General features: G+C 61.8%; 18 protein-coding genes. 9 read left to right on the top strand and 9 right to left on the bottom strand.

The window, feature by feature from the left end; genetic code table 11:
- Positions 1–50: 50 nt before the first annotated feature.
- Positions 51–935 carry a LysR family transcriptional regulator gene (locus tag HZ993_RS13915; protein ID WP_209393338.1) on the top strand — a complete coding sequence of 295 codons (885 nt, stop codon included), beginning with the start codon at positions 51–53 and terminating at the stop codon, positions 933–935.
- 48 nt (positions 936–983) lie between these two features.
- Here HZ993_RS13915 and HZ993_RS13910 read toward each other — a convergent pair whose 3' ends face one another.
- Positions 984–1,670, bottom strand: a complete 687-nt coding sequence (locus tag HZ993_RS13910; protein ID WP_209393337.1) for a glutathione S-transferase family protein — start codon at positions 1,668–1,670, stop codon at positions 984–986.
- A gap of 50 nt (positions 1,671–1,720) precedes the next feature.
- Between HZ993_RS13910 and HZ993_RS13905 the strand changes: the two genes are divergently transcribed.
- From HZ993_RS13905 to hisS, 3 genes are all read left to right on the top strand, one after another.
- Positions 1,721–3,862 carry a prolyl oligopeptidase family protein gene (locus HZ993_RS13905; RefSeq protein WP_209393336.1) on the top strand — a complete coding sequence of 714 codons (2,142 nt, stop codon included), beginning with the start codon at positions 1,721–1,723 and terminating at the stop codon, positions 3,860–3,862.
- Positions 3,863–3,974: 112 nt separating this feature from the next.
- Positions 3,975–5,075, top strand: coding sequence for an N-ethylmaleimide reductase (gene nemA, locus HZ993_RS13900; RefSeq protein WP_209393335.1), 1,101 nt, complete (start codon positions 3,975–3,977; stop codon positions 5,073–5,075).
- 187 nt (positions 5,076–5,262) lie between these two features.
- Positions 5,263–6,582 (top strand): histidine--tRNA ligase, encoded by a 1,320-nt coding sequence (gene hisS, locus HZ993_RS13895; protein ID WP_209393334.1) that lies wholly within the window; start codon positions 5,263–5,265, stop codon positions 6,580–6,582.
- Between the two features lie 22 nt (positions 6,583–6,604).
- Here the strand turns inward: hisS and HZ993_RS13890 are convergent, their stop codons facing one another.
- The 5 genes from HZ993_RS13890 to HZ993_RS13870 all read right to left on the bottom strand — a co-directional run bounded on the left by HZ993_RS13890 (position 6,605) and on the right by HZ993_RS13870 (position 12,202).
- A complete protein-coding gene (locus HZ993_RS13890) occupies positions 6,605–8,719 on the bottom strand; it encodes a carboxy terminal-processing peptidase (RefSeq protein WP_209393333.1) in 2,115 nt (704 codons plus the stop codon).
- Positions 8,720–8,939: 220 nt separating this feature from the next.
- A complete protein-coding gene (locus HZ993_RS13885) occupies positions 8,940–9,578 on the bottom strand; it encodes a glutathione S-transferase family protein (RefSeq protein ID WP_209393332.1) in 639 nt (212 codons plus the stop codon).
- Between the two features lie 6 nt (positions 9,579–9,584).
- A complete protein-coding gene (locus HZ993_RS13880; RefSeq protein WP_209393331.1) occupies positions 9,585–10,244 on the bottom strand; it encodes a lytic transglycosylase domain-containing protein in 660 nt (219 codons plus the stop codon).
- A gap of 1 nt (position 10,245) precedes the next feature.
- Entirely contained in the window at positions 10,246–11,103 is an 858-nt protein-coding gene (locus HZ993_RS13875) for a GGDEF domain-containing protein (protein WP_371817002.1), read from the bottom strand.
- Between the two features lie 10 nt (positions 11,104–11,113).
- Positions 11,114–12,202: a DMT family transporter gene (locus HZ993_RS13870; protein ID WP_371816930.1), complete on the bottom strand. Its 1,089-nt coding sequence runs from the start codon at positions 12,200–12,202 to the stop codon at positions 11,114–11,116.
- Between the two features lie 121 nt (positions 12,203–12,323).
- On the opposite strand from HZ993_RS13870, the gene HZ993_RS13865 reads away from it, so the two are divergent.
- Positions 12,324–13,133 (top strand): helix-turn-helix domain-containing protein, encoded by an 810-nt coding sequence (locus tag HZ993_RS13865; RefSeq protein WP_209393329.1) that lies wholly within the window; start codon positions 12,324–12,326, stop codon positions 13,131–13,133.
- Positions 13,134–13,216: 83 nt separating this feature from the next.
- Here HZ993_RS13865 and HZ993_RS13860 read toward each other — a convergent pair whose 3' ends face one another.
- Complete coding sequence (locus HZ993_RS13860; protein ID WP_209393328.1) at positions 13,217–13,753, bottom strand: Rrf2 family transcriptional regulator; 537 nt, start codon at positions 13,751–13,753, stop codon at positions 13,217–13,219.
- Positions 13,754–13,878: 125 nt separating this feature from the next.
- Between HZ993_RS13860 and nhaR the strand changes: the two genes are divergently transcribed.
- Complete coding sequence (gene nhaR, locus HZ993_RS13855; RefSeq protein WP_209393327.1) at positions 13,879–14,772, top strand: transcriptional activator NhaR; 894 nt, start codon at positions 13,879–13,881, stop codon at positions 14,770–14,772.
- Positions 14,773–14,792: 20 nt separating this feature from the next.
- Here nhaR and HZ993_RS13850 read toward each other — a convergent pair whose 3' ends face one another.
- Entirely contained in the window at positions 14,793–15,569 is a 777-nt protein-coding gene (locus HZ993_RS13850; protein ID WP_209393326.1) for an ABC transporter substrate-binding protein, read from the bottom strand.
- 181 nt (positions 15,570–15,750) lie between these two features.
- On the opposite strand from HZ993_RS13850, the gene HZ993_RS13845 reads away from it, so the two are divergent.
- The 3 genes from HZ993_RS13845 (at position 15,751) to HZ993_RS13835 (ending at position 17,802) form a co-directional block, all read left to right on the top strand.
- The gene (locus tag HZ993_RS13845) at positions 15,751–16,779 is read left to right on the top strand and encodes a sulfate ABC transporter substrate-binding protein (protein WP_209393325.1); all 1,029 of its coding nucleotides are present in this window, start codon (positions 15,751–15,753) and stop codon (positions 16,777–16,779) included.
- A gap of 48 nt (positions 16,780–16,827) precedes the next feature.
- Positions 16,828–17,418 (top strand): NADPH-dependent FMN reductase, encoded by a 591-nt coding sequence (ssuE, locus tag HZ993_RS13840; RefSeq protein ID WP_209393324.1) that lies wholly within the window; start codon positions 16,828–16,830, stop codon positions 17,416–17,418.
- A gap of 168 nt (positions 17,419–17,586) precedes the next feature.
- Positions 17,587–17,802, top strand: coding sequence for a molybdopterin-binding protein (locus HZ993_RS13835; protein WP_209393323.1), 216 nt, complete (start codon positions 17,587–17,589; stop codon positions 17,800–17,802).
- A gap of 29 nt (positions 17,803–17,831) precedes the next feature.
- On the opposite strand, the gene HZ993_RS13830 is transcribed toward HZ993_RS13835, so the two are convergent.
- Positions 17,832–18,725 carry a DMT family transporter gene (locus HZ993_RS13830; RefSeq protein ID WP_209393322.1) on the bottom strand — a complete coding sequence of 298 codons (894 nt, stop codon included), beginning with the start codon at positions 18,723–18,725 and terminating at the stop codon, positions 17,832–17,834.
- Positions 18,726–18,949 lie beyond the last annotated feature (224 nt).

Here is an 18,949-nt window from a genome sequence, read left to right as displayed (position 1 = left end):
GGTAATGTAGGATTTCACGTTTGCAATGAAAATAGGCATAGATGCAAAGCATGAATGCAGAAACGCAATACAAACTTAGCGCCGCCGACTTGGAAGTGGTGTTGGCCCTGGCCCGCACCGGCACGCTGGCCGATGCCGGAGAGCGCCTGTCGCTGGATGCATCCACGGTGTTCAGAACCATCCAGAAGGTGGAGAAGGGGCTGGGTCAGCGCCTGTTCGAGCGCACACGTGCGGGTTATCTGCCGTCAGAGCTGGCGCTGCAGCTGGCCGGTCATGGTGAGCAGGTGGAGGCGCAGCTGGAGGCGGCGCGCTCAGTTTTGCAATTGCAGCCTGAGCAGGTGTCAGGCACCTTGCGCATCACCACCACGGACACGGTCCTGCACGGCCTGGTGGCACCCGCGCTCAAGGCGCTGCAGGCCAGCCATCCTTTGCTCGGTTTTGATTTACATGCTGGCAACGAACTGGCCAGCCTGACCCGCCGCGATGCCGACATCGCCGTGCGCGCCACCAAGCGTCCACCCCAGCACCTGGTGGGCAAACACATTGGGCCGATACGGGTGGCGCTGTATGCGGGAAAGAAGGGTGGTATCCAACGCTTTGACGACACGGTCGCTGCACAGGCCAGCTGGATCGCACCCGATGACGCGCTGCCCGAGCACCCCTCCGTGGTCTGGCGCAAGAAACATTTCCCCAAGGTTGCGCCGCGTTACCGCGTCAACAGCATACTGACCGTGGCCGAGCTGGTGGCGCAGGGCTTGGGGATTGGTTTACTGCCCGTGTTTCTGGCCCAGCGGCGAGTGGATCTAACCCAGCTAACAGAGGTGCTGGACGAATGCCAGACCGAGTTGTGGTTGTTGACCCATAACGAATCGCGCCACCTGCGGCGCGTTTCCGCGGTGTATGGGTATTTGTCGCAGAACCTGTTGCTGGAATAGAAGAAGCCTGGGCGGCGGAGCAAAACACGCCGCCGCCCAGGCTTCTGCCTAGCCCATCACGACGGGACCACCTTTGGCTATGGCCCGCTGATACGCGGGACGCGCCACCATGCGGTCGCGGTAAGCGGCCAGCTTGGTGTAGTGCCTGGCATTGGAGCTGCGGGCTATCGCCGCCTCCACCGCAAAACTCATCTGGAAGTCGGCAATGCTGATGGCATCACCGGCGAACCAGGTGTTGCGTCCCAGGTGGTCTTCGATGAAGGCCAGCGCCGTGGTCAGGTTGGGGTCTATCAGCTTGGCCTGCACGGTGCCGCACAGCTTGCGTGCAATGGGCCGCACGAAGAATGGCATGGGCTGCGTGGGTATGGTCATGAACACCAGCTTCATCACCAGCCAGTTCATCAACGAGCCTTCGGCATAGTGCATCCAGAAGCGCGACTGGCGGTGGGCTGGGGTGCCCGGGGCCGGTTGCAATTGGGCCAAGTCACCCGAGGCCTGCGCGCCATAACGCTCCACGATGTATTCCAGAATCGCACCCGACTCGGCAATGGTCTCATCCCCATCGGTGATCACCGGCGACTTGCCCAGCGGGTGCACTGCCTTTAGCGCGGCGGGGGCCAGCTTGGTCTTGGGATCACGCTGGTAGCGTTTGATCTCATAGGGCAGGCCCAGCTCTTCAAGCAACCACAACACGCGTTGTGAACGGGAGGTTTCCAAGTGGTGTACGGTGATCATGCGAACGATTATCCACACACTATGATCCACGCTTCTTCTCAGGAGCCCGCATGCGTTTTTCTGCGTTTGTTGCCACCCGCTGGGTGCTGCTGTTGTGTAGCGCCACAGCCCTCTCGTTTTCCATTGGAGCCCAAACCGTGTCCCCATCCGACGACCCCTATCTCTGGCTCGAAGACGTGCAGGGTGAACGCGCCTTGGACTGGGCCCGCGCGCGCAATGCGCAGTCGCAAGCCGTGTTGGAGGCCGTGCCCGGCTTCGCACAGACCCGCAGCAAACTGCTGGAGGTGATGGACAACCGCGACCAGATCCCCTACATCACCCGCCGTGGCGACCATGTGTGGAATTTCTGGAAAGACGCCACCAACAAACGCGGCCTGTGGCGCCGCACCACGCTGGCCGAGTACCGCAAGCCCCAGCCCGCGTGGGAGACGCTGCTGGACGTCGACGCTTTGGCCAAGGCCGAGAACGAAAACTGGGTCTGGTCCAACGTCGAGTGCCTGGCACCGGCCTATACCCGCTGCCTGGTGTCGCTGTCACGCGGTGGTGCTGATGCCACCGTGGTGCGTGAATTTGACCTGGCGACCCGCGGCTTCGTCCAAGACGGTTTTGCACTGCCTGAGGCCAAGTCCAACGTCGACTGGGTGGATGCCAACACCGTGCTGGTGTCCACCGACTTTGGCCCCGGCTCCATGACCAAGAGCGGTTATGCGCGCACCGTCAAGGAATGGAAGCGTGGCACGCCGCTGGCAGAGGCCCGCACCGTGTTTGAGGCCCAGGAGAGCGATGTGTCAGCCTATGCCACGGTGGACCGCACACCCGGCTTTGAGCGGGTGGTGGTGGGCCGCGCCACCGACTTCTTCAACACCGAAGAATTTTTGCTGCAAGGCGGCGCACGCAAACAACTGGACAAACCGTCCGACGCCAAGCTGCTGTGGCAGCGCGACTGGGCGTTTTTGCACCTGCGCAGCGACTACACGGTGGGCACCAAGACCTACAAGGCCGGTGCGCTGCTGGGTATCCGGTTCGATGCCTGGCTGCAGGGTGATCGCAACTTTGACGTGCTGTTCGAACCCACCGCCTCCCGCTCGATCACGCGCAGCGGCATCAGCCTGACACGTGACCATGTGCTGCTGAGCATTCTGGACAACGTGGCCGGCCGCGTGGAAGAACTCAGCTACGAAAAGGGCCAGTGGGTGCGCCGTGTGGTGGACGCGCCCTTCCCCGGCAAACTGAGCGTGGGCAGCCTGCACGACCCGTTTGTCAAGGACGACCCGCTGGCCAACAGCTACCTGCTGAACTACGCCGACTTCTTGACGCCCGACAGCCTCTACCTGGGCCAGACCGGCAGCGACCAGCGCGCGCTGCTCAAGAGCCGCCCGCGTTTTTATGACGCCGACGGCATGCGCGCCGAGCAGCAATTCGCCACCAGCAAAGACGGCACCAAAATCCCGTACTTCGTGGTCTGGCCCAAGGGCGCCAAGGCCGATGGCAGCAACCCCACCATCCTCTACGGCTACGGCGGCTACCAGATCTCGCAGCTGCCCAGCTACAGCGGTGAATACGGTGTGGCCTGGCATGCCAAGGGCGGTGTGCTGGTTATCGCCAATATCCGCGGCGGTGGCGAGTTTGGCCCCACCTGGCATACCTCCGCCACCAAGGCCCACAAGCAGCGCAGTTATGACGACTTTGCCGCCGTGGCCGAAGACCTGATCGCCCGCAAGACCACCAGCGCCAAACACCTGGGCATTTACGGCGGCAGCAACGGTGGCCTGTTGGTGGGCGCCGTCATGGTGCAGCGCCCCGAGCTGTTTGGCGCCGTAGTAAGTGCCGTGCCGCTTTTGGACATGCGGCGCTACCACCACATGCTGGCTGGCAACAGCTGGATGGCCGAGTACGGCAACCCCGATGTGGCTGAAGAATGGGCGTGGATCAGCCAATACAGCCCGTACCAAAACGTCAAGGCTGGCGTGCAGTACCCCAAAGCTTTTTTCACCACGTCCACGCGGGATGACCGCGTCCACCCCGCCCACGCCCGCAAGATGGTTGCCCGCATGCTGGAGCAGGGGCACAAGGATGTGCTGTATTACGAAAACATGGAAGGTGGCCACGGCGGGGCAGCAGACAACCTGCAGCGTGCGCAATTGCAGGCGCTACGCTTTGCCTTCTTTTGGAGTGCGCTGGGCGGGCGGTAATAGGTGGGGTTAGCCAAGTCATTTATGCGAAATTGGCCTCTAGCCCCCGTGAAATAAAGCTGAAGCACTATAAAAATAGTAACGTCTGATGCGACCACCGGAATGATTTCAGTTGAACAACATCCTCTTTGAACCTCTTCAGGCCGGAGCGCTATCGCTTGCCAACCGCATCTGGATGGCGCCGCTCACGCGCCTGCGCTCGCTCGAACCCGGGGACATTCCCGGGCCCTTGGCGCCGCTCTACTACCAGCAGCGTGCTGGGGCCGGCTTGATCGTTTCGGAGGCCACGCACATCAGCCCGCAGGCCAAAGGCTATGCCGGGGCACCGGGCATTTACTCCGACGAGCAAGTGGCCGCTTGGCAGCCGGTGACCGATGCGGTGCACCGCCAAGGCGGGCGCATCGTGCTGCAGCTTTGGCATGTGGGGCGCGTCTCGCACAGCAGTCTGCAGCCGGGCGGGTTAGCGCCGGTGTCGGCGTCAGCCATTGCGGTGCCCGGTCGGGTCAGCTTGAAGCACGCGGACGGCAGCGTGTACCGCGCCGATTGCAGCCTGCCGCGTGCGCTGGAGCGCTGCGAACTGCCGGGCCTGATTGACAGCTACGCCATGGCAACCCGGCGAGCGCGTGCTGCAGGGTTTGATGGGGTCGAAATCCATGCCGCCCACGGCTACTTGCTGCAGCAGTTTCTTGCCGCCGCCAGCAACCAGCGCACGGACGACTACGGCGGCTCCATTGAAAACCGCGCCCGGCTGTGCCTGCAGGTGGTGGATGCGGTGGTGGCCGAGTGGGGTGCCGCGCGGGTGGGCATTCGCATCTACCCCTGCCCGGCATCACCCGACCTGGCCGATGACGCGCCCGAGGCCAACGCGCTGTACTTGGTGCGCGAATTGGCGCGGCGGCGTTTGGCGTTTTTGCATGTGTCCGAGCCCGATTGGGCGGGTGGGCCCGAGCTGAGCGATGACTTCCGCCGCGCGCTGCGCGCCGCCTTTCCCGGGGTGATCGTGGGAGCCGGCAACTACACTGCCGCCGAAGCGGTGCAGCGCATGGAAGCCGGCCTGATGGACGCCGTGGCCTTCGGCCGCGCCTTCATTGCCAACCCCGACTTGCCCGAGCGCATTCGACGCGGCGCCGCTTGGAACGCGCCAGACGCCAGCACGTTTTATGGCGGGGGTGCGAATGGCTACACGACCTACCCAACGCTGGATGGGCGATAGTCAATGGGCTTAGCCGAGTCTTCTATGCGAATTTGGCCTCTAGCCCCCGTTAACTATCACTAGTTCACTATCAAAAACGTAGCGGCCTGTGTGCGAGGCGTGCCAGCCTTCTGGCGGGCTATGCCGGCAAATTACACTTGAGCCCTGCCAAGCCGGCACGCATCCCACCCCAGACCCCCTACCGAATATGAGCAAGTTTGCACCCATCAGTGGCTTCCCCGAATGGCTGCCCGAGCAGCGCCTGCTGGAACAGCAGTGCATGGACACCATCCGCCGCCAGTACGAGCTGTACGGCTTTGCCAATATTGAAACCCGCAGCGTGGAGCCCACGCAGGTGCTCAGCGGCAATGGCGACGACAAAGAGATTTATGTGTTGGCGCGCCTGCACGAGGATGCAGAAGCGCCCAAAGCGCCCCCCGAGTTTGGACTGCGCTTTGACCTGACCGTGCCCACGGCGCGTTACGTGCAGCAGTTCAAGGGCCAGCTCAGCTTCCCGTTCAAGCGCTACCAGATGCAAAAGGTCTGGCGCGGCGAGCGCCCACAAGAGGGCCGTTACCGCGAGTTCACGCAGTGCGATATCGACGTCATTGGCGACGGTACCCTGCCCAGCTTCTACGACGCCGAGGTGGTGCGCCTGATGGCCGTGGTTACCAGCACGCTGCCCATTCCACCCGTCACGCTACGGGTCAACAACCGCAAGCTGCTGCAGGGCTTTTACGAAGGCTTAGGGATAACCGACACCAACGCTGTGCTGCGCGTCGTCGACAAGTTGGACAAGATTGGCGCACCCAAGGTCTCCGGGCTGCTGCAGACCGAACTGGGTCTGACCGACGCCCAAGCGGCCCAGTGCCTGGCCATTGCCAGCATCAAGACGGCCGACACCTCGTTTGTGGACCGCGTGCGGGCGCTGGGCATCAGCTCCCCCTTGCTGGACGAGGGCCTGACCGAATTGACCGAGGTGCTGGACAACGCTGCCGACCTCAACGCTGCCCGCCAGGCTGCCGGCCTGCCACCCTCCGTATCCGCCGACCTGGCCATTGCCCGTGGCCTGGCCTACTACACCGGTATGGTGTGTGAGGGGCAAATGCAGGGCTTTGAATCGTCAGGCTCTGTGTGCGGCGGTGGCCGGTATGACAACCTGGCGGGTGACGCCAAGGTCAAGCTGCCCGGCGTGGGCATGTCCATTGGGCTGACACGTATTTTGGGTTTGCTGTTTGCCAAGGGCCTGCTCAAGCCCACCCGCAAAACCCCCACCGATGTGCTGGTCGCGCTGAACGACGACGCCAGCAGGCCCGCAGCAAACGCCCTGGCCAACCGCCTGCGGGGCCGCGGCATTGCCACCGACCTCTACCATCTGCCCAAGGCCTACGGGAAACAGATCGAGGCTGCGTCCAAACGTGGCATTCCGTATGTGTGGTTCATCGGCGAGAACGCCAGCCACCAGGTGAAGAACCTGCTAACGGGCGAGCAAAGCACGGTGGACCCGGATACCTGGTTGCCGGGCTAAGCCGCGGCACCCATTCTTCGGTCTATTGGGCCAACTGGGGGATCTGCTTCATACGTGCCGCCAGGTTGACGCCGGGTTTGAGCAGGTCCACCTGGTCGCCCAGGATGTTGGCAGCTTCGATCAGCAACACGTCTTTGTCGTTCTTGCGCGCCTTCTCGGCGGCCAGTTCTGCATTCAGATCACGCTCACCCGCTTGCAGGCCGTCGTCCTTGTCAGCGTCGTTCTTGGCTGCATCTTTGCCCTTGGCGCCGGGTTTGCGGGCCGCCAGCTTGGCTTCTTGGGTTTCCTTTTCCTTGCGCCGTTCGGCCTCGTTCAAGGACACGGCGTTTTGCTTGCGGATGCGGTTGAACTCGGCAATGTCTTCCTGCAGGTACTGAAAGTCTTTTTCGTTCTTGATGCGCTGTTTGTGCTGGGCCACCAGAATGGGGAGAACCTCTTGCACCGAGCCCCTGGGCGTGTAGGTGGCGGGCGCAATCTGTGTCCAGGGCAGGGCGTTGTCAAAGCGGGACTCACCGTAGTCGCCCGTATCCAGCACCGTCGGGAAGGTCACATCCGGCGTCACGCCGCGCAGCTGGGTTGTGCCACCGTTGATGCGGAAAAATTGCGCAATGGTCAATTTGAGTTCGCCCAGTTGTGGTTTCTCGGATTTGGCGATGCGGTCCAGGTTGATCATGGTCTGCACCGTGCCTTTGCCAAAACTGGGCTCACCCACGATCAGGCCGCGGCCGTAGTCCTGCATGGCGGCGGCAAAGATTTCCGATGCGGATGCCGAGTTGCGGTTGACCAGCACACCCAGCGGGCCGTCCCAGGCCACGTCGGCCTGGCGTGAAGACTCCACACGGATCTGGCCGCTGGCATTGCGCACCTGCACCACCGGGCCTTTGCCGATGAACAGGCCGGTGAGCTCTACCGCCTCGGACAAGGAGCCACCGCCGTTGTTGCGCAGGTCCATCAGAATGGCGTCGACCTTCTTGGCCTTGAGTTCCTTGATCAGCAGGGCCACGTCGCGGGTCGTGCTTTTGTAGTCGGGCGTGCCTTTTTGTTTGGCCGCGAAGTCTTCATAGAACGAGGGCAGAGAAATCACGCCGATGGTGTGTGTGAGCTTGCCGTCGGTCACCGTTTGTATGGATGATTTGGCCGACTGGTCCTGCAGCGAAATGGGCTTGCGCACCAGGTTGATGAAGACGTGTTTGCCGTCCGGTCCGGCTTCGGCGGGCAGCACTTCCAATCTCACCACGCTGTCTTCGGCACCGCGTATCAACATCACCGAATCATCCAGGCGTGCACCCATGATGTCGGTGATGGGGCCTTTTTCGCCTTGGCCCACACCCACAATGCGGTCACCTACCTTGAGCTTGCCCGACAGGGCCGCGGGGCCGCCGGCCATCAGCTCACGGATGGTGGTGTAGTCGTCCACCTCGGTCAGCACGGCGCCAATGCCGACCAGAGACAACTTCATCGAGATGTTGAAGTTGGCCGCGGTGCGGGGCGCCATGTAGTTGGTGTGGGGCTCGATCGCCATCGTGTAGGCGTTCATGTAGGCGTTGAAGGCGTCTTCGCTGTTGGCGCGGCTGATGCGTTTGATGCTGTTCTCATACCGCTTGTCCAGCACGGCGGCAATGCTCTTATCGTCCTTGCCGGCCAGCTTCAGGCGCAACCAGTCGTTCTTGACCCGCTTGCGCCACAGATCCAGCGCATCTGCCTCGGTCTTGGACCAGCCTTGTTTGTCACGCGCAAACTGGTAGGTCTCGTTGCTGTCAAAGCTGAAGCCTTTTTTGAGCAGGCTGCGCGCGTAGGTAAAACGCTCGTTGGCGCGTTTGACATACAGGTTGAAGATGGCGAAGGGCCGACCCAGCTCACCACTTTGCATCTCCACACCCAGCTTGGTGCGGGAACCTTCAAACTGGTCGATGTCGGTCTGTACGAAGTACAGCTTTTCTGGATCGAGTGCTTTGAGGTACTGGTCAAAAATGCGGCTGGACAGGGATTCGTCCAGTGGCAGGGCCTTGTAGTGGTAGCGGGACAGCACCTCTGCTGCCAGAGTCGCTGCCTTGGCATCCTGGGCGGCGGGTGCAAGCACCGCGGCCTGTGCTGCCGTGACAAAGGCAAAAAGGAGTGCCAGTAATTTCAGTTTCATCCGGATTCCGTTTCAAGCGGCGGTGGTAAAAATATTGGAGCGCCAGGGGGCGTGAAAGTTCCGCCGGGTACTAGCGCGGCTTCAGAACCATTTGCTCTTTGGACATGGCCATATCGAACTTTGACAGAAAACTCTGGCCCAGCAAAGCCAAGGAGTATCTTTATCCGAAAAGTGTGTGGTTGTACCTGCGCCGAGCATAAAACACGGCCAGTGGCAGGGCTCAGGCCGGCCAGTGCTGGTGAAAGACGGATGCCACACGTGCATCCGATTCGATGCGGTGCAGCAACGCTGCAAACGCGGGCCGGTGCTGCTGCAGGTAGGCGCGTGAGCCTGCCCACTTGCTGACCACGGCGGCAAGTAGGTCCAATGCGCCGGGCTGTGTGCCCGACAGGAAGGGCGTGGCCGCAAAGCTGTCGGCAAAGATGGCCCAATGTTTATGGAGTTGCGCCCGCGCACCCTGCCGCACCTTCTCTTGCGCGGGTTTGGTGGTGGCTGTGGTCCAACGTGCCGGGTAGTCGTTGATGCTGAGCGCCGCGTAGCAGTTGGCCGCGATGAAGACCAGGCCGCGTATCACCTGTGCGCGGGCACTGGGCACTGCCGGCAATAGGCCGCTGCGCGGGTAATACAGGCCCAGGTGGATCAGGATGGCGGCACTTTCGGTCATCACCGATCCGTCGGGCAGCACCAGGGTGGGAATCTGGCAGAGCGGGTTGACGGCGGCCAGCTCGGCGATGGCCGAGTCGGGCTCCCAACTGGACGCACGCACTGCGCGGTAGGGCAGCGCGCACATGTTGAGCGCGATTTCTACGGCGGCGGAGCCTGAGCCTTGGGAGCCAAAGAGGGTGTGGGTGGTGAGCATGTTGTGTCAACCGCGTGGGCTGTTTTTGTACCGCTGGTGCAGTATCTTGATCCGCTGCACATAGACCTGTGTTTCAGCGTAGGGCGGGATGCCCGCGTATTTTTGAACCGCCCCGGGGCCTGCGTTGTAGGCGGCTGCGGCCAAGCTGGTATCGCCTTTGAAACGTGCCAACTGCTCGGCCAGGTACTGCGTGCCACCGCGGATGTTGTCGCTGGGCACCAGGGGGTCTGCCACGCCCAGCATGCGGGCCGTGCCTGGCATCAGTTGCATCAGGCCCGTGGCGCCCTTCTGCGAGCGCGCGCGCGGGTTGAAGCCGGACTCTGCATGGATCAGTGCACGCACCAACGCGGGGTCCACGCTGAACTGGCGCGCGGCCTGGGCGATGTCGTCCGCATAGGCCTCCAGATGCAGGGGTGTGGTGTGCCAGTTGATGTTGGAGTGCACGTTGCAGGCGTAACACGAGGGCGTGAAGACCACATAGGGAATCCTGGCCGGTGGCACGTCCGAGAACGACGGTGTGCCGCCCTTGAGGTACTTGTAGATCCGGGGTCCGGGCTTGTTGGGGGCTTCGCCCTCGGCCGCGGAGCTGGCTGATGACGCTGCCGCCAAACACAGCGCGGTCAGCAAAACGCGCCACAGGGCGCGCGGGTGGGGTGAGAACTGCAAATTACGAAAAATCCATATGGGTTGGCAGGGCGTGCACCGCAATCCGGTTGCGTCCACCCTCTTTGGCGCGGTACAGCGCCTGGTCTGCCGAGCGTATCAGATCGTTCAGCGTGGTGCCGGGCTGCCACTGGGCGATGCCGCCTGATACCTGTATCGTCAGTTCCCGCCCGTCCTGCAGCGTCAACGGGGTGTCGGCCACGCTTTCGCGCAGGCGGTCTGCCGTCAGTTGGGCGTGGATGATCTCGGTGCCAGGCATCAGCACAATCATTTCCTCACCGCCGTAGCGAGCGCACAGGTCGGTGGAGCGCAGATTGCGCCGCAGCAGGTTGCCCATGTGGCGCAGGGCCTCGTCGCCACAGGTGTGGCCGTACTGGTCGTTGACCTTTTTGAAGTGGTCAATGTCCACCATCAGCAACGACACATGCTGGCCGGTGCGTTCACACAGCTCCAGCTGTTTGGGAAAGACTTCTTCAAACCAGGCCCGGTTGTGCAGGCCGGTCAGGGCGTCGGTCTCGGCCTTACTGCGGTACTGGCGCTGCAGCTCCAGGCTGCCCAGTAGTACGGTGTTGTTTTCGCGGATGCGCCGGGCCAGCACATGCAGTAGGTTCAAGGCCATGACCTGTTGCACGGCCAACATGCGCCACAGCACCGGTTTGGAAATCACCAGCAGTTGGGTTGGCACGGATGCCACCACATAGGCCGACGGCGCACTGGCGTCGATGATGGAGAGCTCGCCCACGCAGTCGCCTACGCCCAGGCGCACCAGCGGGTTGCCGATCTTGGGTTCCAGGCAGACCAGCAGTTCGCCGCTGAGCACGAGGTAGATATGGGTGTTGATGTGTTTGGGGTCCAGCAACACCTGGCCGGCTTCAATGGTCTGGGTACGGCTGTCCTGCAGTTCGGAGGCGATGGTCGCCAGCTCCACCCCCTTGAACAGCCCGGAGCCTTGGAGAATGGTCGGGATTTGGTCCGCTTGGAATTCGGTTTTTTGCATAACGCTGGTCCTGGCGAGGGTCGGTTGTAAACCGATTCTGCACCATTGCAAATGCCCTGCGGGGTTTATTTGGGCCCCCCACACTGACCAGCACAATGCCCAGCAACACGGGCACCGCACCGACCAGAAAGCTGGCTTCGAGGGGCTCCTGCAGCAGCCATGCGCCCAGTGCAATGCCAAACAGCGGCGTCATGAACGAGAACACGCCCAGGCGCGAGGCCAGGTATTTGCGCAGCAACCAGAACCACAACAAAAAGCTGGCAAACGACACCACGACCGAATGGAACAGCAAACTGGCCCACAGGGTGGGCGTAGGTTTGAAGTGGGCCTGGCCGGTGGCAAACGATGCGCACAGCAGCAATACAAATGCCGCCAGCAGCTGGTAGAGCAGTGTCAGTGTGGCGGGTGCAGCCGCCAGGCGCGAGCAGCGCACCACGACGGTGGTGGCGCCCCAGGCCGCACCCCCCAGCAGGCCCAGAAAGTCACCCCACAACACATTGCCGGATGCCGCACCGCCGCCCGCCGTGCTGCGGCCCAAAAATGCCAGCGCCAGGCCACCAAAGGCCAGTGTGATGCCCAGCCACTGCACGGCACCCAGCCGTTCGCAGGGCAGTTTCCAGTGCAGGCCCAGTGCCGCAAAAATCGGTGCGGTGTACAAAAACACCACCATGTGTGATGCGTTGGTGTGGCGCAGGCCTTCCCCTACCAAGAGGAACTCCAGGCCAAACAACAGGCCCACCACCAGGCCGGCTCGCCAGGTTGCTGCCAGTGGCAGGCGCTCGCCGCGCACCAGCATGACCAGCCCCACCAGGAGCGCCGCCACGCCCGAGCGCAGCGCGATCTGGAAGATGGGCGCAATCTCGGCCGCCGTGGCTTTCAGTGCCACCTGTTGCAGGCCCCAAACCAGGCACAGCAGCAACATCAGGCCTATCGCTTGTCCGTCCAGCGCTTTGCGCGTATCCATGGCTACTTCCCGGTGTTGTGTCAGAGTGGATGGATTATTGATTTGACGGCTTTGCTTGATATAGTGAATACCAGACAAGCCATAGCGCCCAACCGCCAATCACGCCCACCAAGCCATTGCCATGCCCATACTGCCGCCCAAGCTGGAGGTCCCGCTGCACAGCCCGCGGTTGCCGGCGCCCATCATGTTCCGCAGCGCCTTTGTGCCAGCTCAGGGTCTGTACCCGCAGCACCAGCATGCCTGGGGCGAGTTTGTGTATTCGTTCAGCGGGGTTATGGAGGTCAAGGTGGCCGACCACCACTACCTGGCGCCGCCGCACTACGGCATCTGGCTGCCGCCCGATCTGGAGCATGTGGGGCTGAACCGGCTGGAGGCGCACCACTGCTCGTTGTACATCGCACGTCCGGGTTGTGTGGTGCTGCCCGCCACGCCCTGTGCGCTAACGGTGAACCCGCTGGTGCGGGCGCTGCTGGAGCATTTGCGACAGTTGGCGTCGGATGACCTGTCCACCCCGCAGGGCGCCCGGCTGATGCAGGTGTTGCTGGACCAACTGGCGCAGGCCCCGCGCGCCGGCAGTTACCTGCCGGGCTCAGACGATCCGGCGCTGGGTGCGGTGCTGCGCATGTTGCAGGCCAACCCGGGCGACAACCGCCCCTTGCCCGAACTGGCGCAGGCCGCCCACAGCACCGAACGCACATTGATGCGCCGCGCCCAGCGCGACCTGGGCATGTCGGTGGCCGAGTGGCGCCAGCGCCTGCGCGTGGTCAGGGCCATGCCGATGCTGGAGGCCGGCCAGACCGTGGAAACCATCGCGCTGGACCTGGGTTATGGCAGCGCATCGGCCTTCATCAGCATGTTCAAGCGACTGGTGGGCACCACGCCAGACGAGTACCGCAAAGGTGCCACAGGGCCGGTTTTGCCAAGGCAATAACAGCCGAATTGGCCTATAGCCCCCGTGAAATATGCTTACTACGCTACTGAAATAATAGCAATCCGCGGATTGCTCCACCCAACTCAGGTCTTGACGGACCAGGCGTTTGCCAGCGCAAACACCGAGTTGGGTGTGCTGGGCCGTGGTTTGTCTTGCTTGGGCTTGGCAAACACGCCTTTTTGCACTGGCCGGCGTTCCTGCACCTGGAAACCCTTGGCCTTTTGCTCGTCGGCAAGGCTTTGCAGCGTGACCGTCTGCAGGTAGGCCACCACGGTGGTCTGCAGCGCATCCCACAAATCCTGTGTCATGGCCTGGGCGCTGGCCGAGGTCTCGCGCTGGGTGCCTTCGCTGCGCGGATCGGCGCCTTCTTCTATGGCGCCAATGATGTCGGCCACCGAAATGGTTTTGGCGGTGCGGGCCAGGGTGTAGCCGCCTCCTGGGCCGCGTGTGCTCTCCACCAGGCCGTGCTGGCGCAGCTTGGCAAACATCTGCTCCAGATAAGACATGGAAATGCGGTGGCGCTGCGCCAGGTCTTGCAGCGGCACCGGCGTGGTGGTCTGGCGCAGGGCCAGGTCAATCATCGCGGTAATGGCAAAACGGCCTCGTGTACTCAAACGCATGGGTCTTTCTCCTTCCAGCTCAAAAGGTGGCTGGTGAAGCGTGAATGTAGGCGCGACAATGCTTCGTGTAAATTCGTATTTGTAACAATTTCACTTCGATTAATCCGAAGTAATTAAAAACTGCTATGAACTTCAAACACCTGCATTACTTCTGGGTCACCGCCAAGGCCGGTGGCATCATGCGCGCGGGCGAGCAGCTGCACACCACGCCGCAAACCCTGTCCGGCCAGATCAAACTGCTGGAAGACTGGCTGGGCCGCAAGTTATTCCGCAAGAACGGCCGCAACCTGGAGCTGACCGAAGACGGCCACCTGGCGCTGGGTTATGCGGACCAGATCTTCGCCCTGGGCACCGAGCTAGAGACGGCCGTGCGACAGGCCCACGGCGGCCAGCGCCTGCTGGATTTCAAGGTGGGCGTGGCAGACTCGGTTACAAAATCGATTGCCTACCGGCTGCTGGAGCCCGCTCTGGCCATTGCCGAGCCGGTGCGCCTGGTCTGCCACGAGGGTAAATTCCCCGATCTGCTGGCGCAATTGGCGTTGAACCGGCTGGATCTGGTGATTGCGGACGAGCCCATGTCCAAGCGCCTCAATGTGAAGGCCTTCAACCACCCGCTGGGGAGCACCGCCATGAGTTTCTTCTGCGCCCCGTCGTTAAAGGCAGGGCTCACAGGCACCTTTCCGCGTTGCTTGAACGACTTTCCCCTGCTGATCCCGGGCCCCCATGCCTCGGTGCGCCAGCAGTTGGAAGGCTGGCTCACCCGCCACCAGATCCACCCGCGCATCATTGGCGAGTTTGACGACGGCGCGCTGATGAACGCCTTTGGCCGCGAGGGGCGCGGCGCCTTCATGGCGCCAACGGTCATGGAGCATGAAACCGTGGAGCAGTTTGGGGTCGAGGTGATTGGCCGCACCGATGAACTGGTGGACGAGTTTTTTGCAGTCTCGGTGGAGCGGCGGATCACCCACCCGTGTGTGGTGGCGATTACGGATGCGGCGCGCGGTCAGTTGTTTGGGTGATCACTACGGAGTAGTACAGATCACCGCCCCGCAGCCTTACTCAAGCCCGCACCGGTGATGCGGGCCAGGTCACCGTTGGCGTGGCCTGCGCGCAGGATGCGGTTCACCTCGTTCAACAGGTCCTGCTGGTGCAGGTTTTTGGAGAAGGCCAGGTAGTTGGGATCAATCTTCAGCGGCACCGGCAGTACCTCAAACTTGTCGCGCTGGGCGTACAGCTCCCGGTCCTGCTGGAGCACTTGTTGAAAACCAGCGGCGCCCCCGTTGAACAGCCCACCGTCCATACGCCCGGCCAGCAGCTTGCGCAGGCGGCTGTCAGGCCCGCTGTCTTCCTCCAGGCGGAACAGGCCCGCCTTGTGCGCGCTGTCGAAGGCGTCGCCGTAAGAGCCGCGCCGCCCAATGCCAATGGTCTTGCCATGCAAGTCGGCAATGGTCTTGAAATCAAACGCCTTGCCCGCCAGCACAACGATCACCACGTTGTCGTTGTACAAAGAATCGGAATAGTCAAACAAGACCTCGCGCTCCGCGGTCTTGGAGATGCCAACAATGCCCCCTTCGCCATCTACTGCGCTTTTGTAGGCCCGGCTCCACGGTGCCAGCTTGACCGTGAACTGGTGGTTGGGAAGTCTTTCGTCGATGTACTTCAGGATATCCACCAAGATGCCCTTGTTTTCGCCGTTCTGGACATAGGCCTTGGGGATGGAATAGTCGCTGCCGAAAACGTCAATATCCGCCGCCCAGGAAGTCGCCACGCTGGCTAGCGAGGCCATCAAAACAACGGCGCGCAGTACATGCACCATGAACATTTCCTTCATAACTTTGCAGCATACCCGCGACGCTTGCATTTGCGTCCCTCACACACCCCTATAGATGTTTAAGTAATTAGAAACAAAAAATACAGTAGTTCCAGTTTTAACGATGGGCTTCCAGAATCCAGTCCATGGCACTAACGCCTTGCACTTTTCTTCTGGAGTTATCGACATGGTTACCCATCTTCCTAGCCGCCGCTTCTTCACGGCATTGGCAATAAGTACCGCTCTGGCCGGTGCCAGTCTGGGCGCATTTGCGCAGCCCAAGCCGGTAGAGCTGCTCAACGTCTCCTACGACCCCACCCGCGAGTTGTATGTTGAATTCAACGCCGCCTTCGCCAAACACTGGAAGGCCAAGACTGGCCAGGACGTGACCATCAAACAATCCCACGGTGGCTCGGGCAAACAGGCCCGCGGCATCATCGATGGTCTGGAGGCCGATGTGGCCACACTGGCCCTGGCGGGTGATACCGACGCCCTGCATGCCAACGGCGGCTGGATCACCAAGGACTGGCAAAACCGCCTGCCGCACAACGCCTCGCCCTACACGTCAACAATAGTGCTCGTCGTGCGCCAGGGCAACCCCAAGGGCATCAAGGACTGGGATGACCTGATCAAGCCCGGCATCAGCGTCATCACGCCCAACCCCAAAACATCGGGTGGCGCGCGCTGGAACTACCTGGCAGCCTGGGAGTTTGCCAAACGCAAGTTCGGCAGTGATGCCAAGGCCAAGGAGTTCATCGCCAAGCTGTATGCGAATGTGCCAGTGCTGGACACGGGTGCGCGTGGCTCATCCATATCGTTTGCCCAGCGCAACCAGGGTGATGTGTTTATCTCGTGGGAGAACGAAGCCTACCTGCTGGAGAAAGAATTTGGCAGCAAGGTGGATGTGGTCTACCCATCGCTGAGCATCCTGGCGGAGCCTGCGGTCACCGTGGTCGACAAAAACGTGGACAAAAAAGGCACCCGCGCCGTGGCAACCGCCTACCTGGAGTATTTGTACACCGAAGAGGGCCAGGACATTGCGGGCAAACACTTCTACCGCCCCGCAGTCTCGGAAAAGGCCGCGGCCAAATACGCCAAACAGTTCCCCAAGCTCAAGCTGTTCACCATCGAACAGGCCTTTGGCGGCTGGGACAAGGCGGCCAAGGACCACTTTGCCGATGGCGCCAGCTTCGACCAGATCTACGTGAAGAAATAAGCGCCAACACCAGAACAACACGCTGTCACACAAAGGGAGAATAAAAACATGTCAGTCCTATTGGTAGCGGGCAGCCCGTCCGAACACTCACGCTCAGCGGCCCTGCTGGATGCCGTGCAGCAGCGCCTGCAACTGCGCGGTGTGGAGGTGGAGCGCCTGCACATCCGTGACCTGTCGCCCCAGGCCCTGCTGTTGGCAGACTTCAGCCACCCGTCGGTCGTGCATGCCACAGCCCTGGTGGCGCGTGCCAAGGCCATTGTGGTGGCCACACCGGTCTACAAGGCGGCCTACAGCGGCGTGCTCAAAGTCTTTTTGGATCTGCTGCCGCAGACCGCGTTCAAGACCAAACATGTGCTGCCGCTGGCCACTGGGGGTAGCCCGCACCACATGCTGGCGCTGGACTATGCGTTGCGGCCGGTGCTGCAAGCCTTGGGCGCTGCCCACATCCTGCCGGGCATCTATGCCACCGATTCCCAGGTGGTGGTTTTGCCGGAAGGCGGTTACCAGGTGCTGCCCGAAATTGCGGTGCGCCTGGATGAAAGCGTCAACGTGCTGATTGCCGAGGCCCTGCGCGAGATCCCTTCGGTGGCTGGCCGTTTTGCGCCTGTCCCATTTGCCCAGGTGCGATGTAGCGTCTGAAGGGCCTCGGTGGAATGCAATAGTTGCTATTCATTTAGTAGCAATCTGTACAAATTTCACGGGGGCTGGATGGTCATTTTTTCACCAATTACCCCTACGCAGGACAGCAACTAGCACGGTTGCAGTCTCATCCCTTCATTTTTGCAACGGACTTTTTAGGAGCACCCCATGTCCATCCAAGCCATCAACGTACGCAACCAATTCAAAGGCAAGGTCAAGGAGATCATCCGCGGCGATGTTGTCTCCGAGATCGATGTCGAAACGCCCTGGGGCATCGTCACCTCCGTCATCACCACCCGCTCGGTGGACCAGCTGGAGCTGAAGATCGGCAGCGACGTGGTCGCGCTGGTCAAGTCGACCGAAGTGTCGATTGCCAAGTTGTAGCCAAGCTGTAACGCACGCCGTTTGCTTGTTTACTTGCGCGCCAGCCACACCCCCAGCACCGTGAGCACCATGCCCAGCAAAGCCAGGCCGGTGAGTGTCTCGCCAAACAGCGCCCAGGCAACCAAGGCCGTGGCCGGTGGCACCAGGTAAAACAAACTGGCGACGTTGACGGCGCTGCCATTGCGGATCAACACATTCAGCAGGGTCACGGCACCCAGCGACAACACCAGCACCAGCCAGCCCAGCGCAAACACAAACGACGGTGTCCAATGCACGACCATGGTCTCGGTGGCCATGGCGGCCAATCCCGTCAAAGCCAGGGTGGGCAGGAACTGGATGACCGACCCAGTGCGCAGATCGAAAGACGGGCAAAAGCGCTTCTGGTACAGGGTGCCCGCCGTGATCGCCAGCAAGGCTATGAAGGCGGGCAACAGCATGGAGAGCACCATGCCGCCACCGCTGGTGCTGACCGCTACCTTGTGCGCCACCACCAGCGCCACGCCCACAAAGCCCAGGGCAAGCCCGGCCCATTGTGTGGGGCGCACGCGTTCGCCCAGCAACAGGCCTGCACCCAGGGCCGTGAGCACGGGTTGCAAGCCCACCACAATCGCCGTCACCCCGGCGGGCAGGCCATGGCCAATGGCAATGAACACGCCGCCCAGGTACACCCCATGCACCAGCACCCCGGACACGCCGATGTGTATCCACTCCCGCACCGTGCGGGGCCAGGCGGCCCGCTGGTGCCAGGCCAGGGCACCCATCAGCACCAGCACGATGGCATACCGCAGGCTCAAAAAGGTGAGGGGCTCGGCGTCTGGCAGGCCAAACTTGGCACCTATGAAGCCGGTGCTCCACAGGGCTACAAACAACAAGGGGTAAAGGGCCGCCGTGCGCGCGCGGACGGTTTCAGGGTTGGAATGCATGCTCCGATCTTAGGGGCCGCGTTCACGCCGCCTTATGTTGGTGCTCAGCGCACTGGCCTGCGCTGGCATCTCATGAGTCATTTTGGTCTCTAGCCCCCGTCGGATCTATCGATATCGCTCATGTATTTATAGCAAAGCGTTAGGCGGAGAGTTATTTGACGAGCACAGCGACTTTTTTTACTGGTTTTGAATCCATTTCAGAATACTCTGCGTACATGTAAAGG

The organism is Rhodoferax sp. AJA081-3 (genome assembly GCF_017798165.1).
Lineage (GTDB): Bacteria > Pseudomonadota > Gammaproteobacteria > Burkholderiales > Burkholderiaceae_C > Allorhodoferax.
This window is presented reverse-complemented; position numbering and strand designations above follow the sequence as displayed.

Excerpts from the sequence above, each read along its gene's own strand:
- HZ993_RS13835 (WP_209393323.1), top strand. The coding sequence starts at position 17,587 with ATGTCCATCCAAGCCATCAACGTACGCAACCAATTCAAAGGCAAGGTC.
- HZ993_RS13890 (WP_209393333.1), bottom strand. The coding sequence starts at position 8,719 with ATGAAACTGAAATTACTGGCACTCCTTTTTGCCTTTGTCACGGCAGCA.
- HZ993_RS13845 (WP_209393325.1), top strand. The coding sequence starts at position 15,751 with ATGGTTACCCATCTTCCTAGCCGCCGCTTCTTCACGGCATTGGCAATA.
- HZ993_RS13915 (WP_209393338.1), top strand. The coding sequence starts at position 51 with ATGAATGCAGAAACGCAATACAAACTTAGCGCCGCCGACTTGGAAGTG.
- HZ993_RS13910 (WP_209393337.1), bottom strand. The coding sequence starts at position 1,670 with ATGATCACCGTACACCACTTGGAAACCTCCCGTTCACAACGCGTGTTG.
- HZ993_RS13860 (WP_209393328.1), bottom strand. The coding sequence starts at position 13,753 with ATGCGTTTGAGTACACGAGGCCGTTTTGCCATTACCGCGATGATTGAC.
- HZ993_RS13830 (WP_209393322.1), bottom strand. The coding sequence starts at position 18,725 with ATGCATTCCAACCCTGAAACCGTCCGCGCGCGCACGGCGGCCCTTTAC.
- HZ993_RS13850 (WP_209393326.1), bottom strand. The coding sequence starts at position 15,569 with ATGGTGCATGTACTGCGCGCCGTTGTTTTGATGGCCTCGCTAGCCAGC.
- hisS (WP_209393334.1), top strand. The coding sequence starts at position 5,263 with ATGAGCAAGTTTGCACCCATCAGTGGCTTCCCCGAATGGCTGCCCGAG.
- nhaR (WP_209393327.1), top strand. The coding sequence starts at position 13,879 with ATGAACTTCAAACACCTGCATTACTTCTGGGTCACCGCCAAGGCCGGT.
- HZ993_RS13905 (WP_209393336.1), top strand. The coding sequence starts at position 1,721 with ATGCGTTTTTCTGCGTTTGTTGCCACCCGCTGGGTGCTGCTGTTGTGT.
- HZ993_RS13865 (WP_209393329.1), top strand. The coding sequence starts at position 12,324 with ATGCCCATACTGCCGCCCAAGCTGGAGGTCCCGCTGCACAGCCCGCGG.
- HZ993_RS13870 (WP_371816930.1), bottom strand. The coding sequence starts at position 12,202 with ATGGATACGCGCAAAGCGCTGGACGGACAAGCGATAGGCCTGATGTTG.
- HZ993_RS13885 (WP_209393332.1), bottom strand. The coding sequence starts at position 9,578 with ATGCTCACCACCCACACCCTCTTTGGCTCCCAAGGCTCAGGCTCCGCC.
- ssuE (WP_209393324.1), top strand. The coding sequence starts at position 16,828 with ATGTCAGTCCTATTGGTAGCGGGCAGCCCGTCCGAACACTCACGCTCA.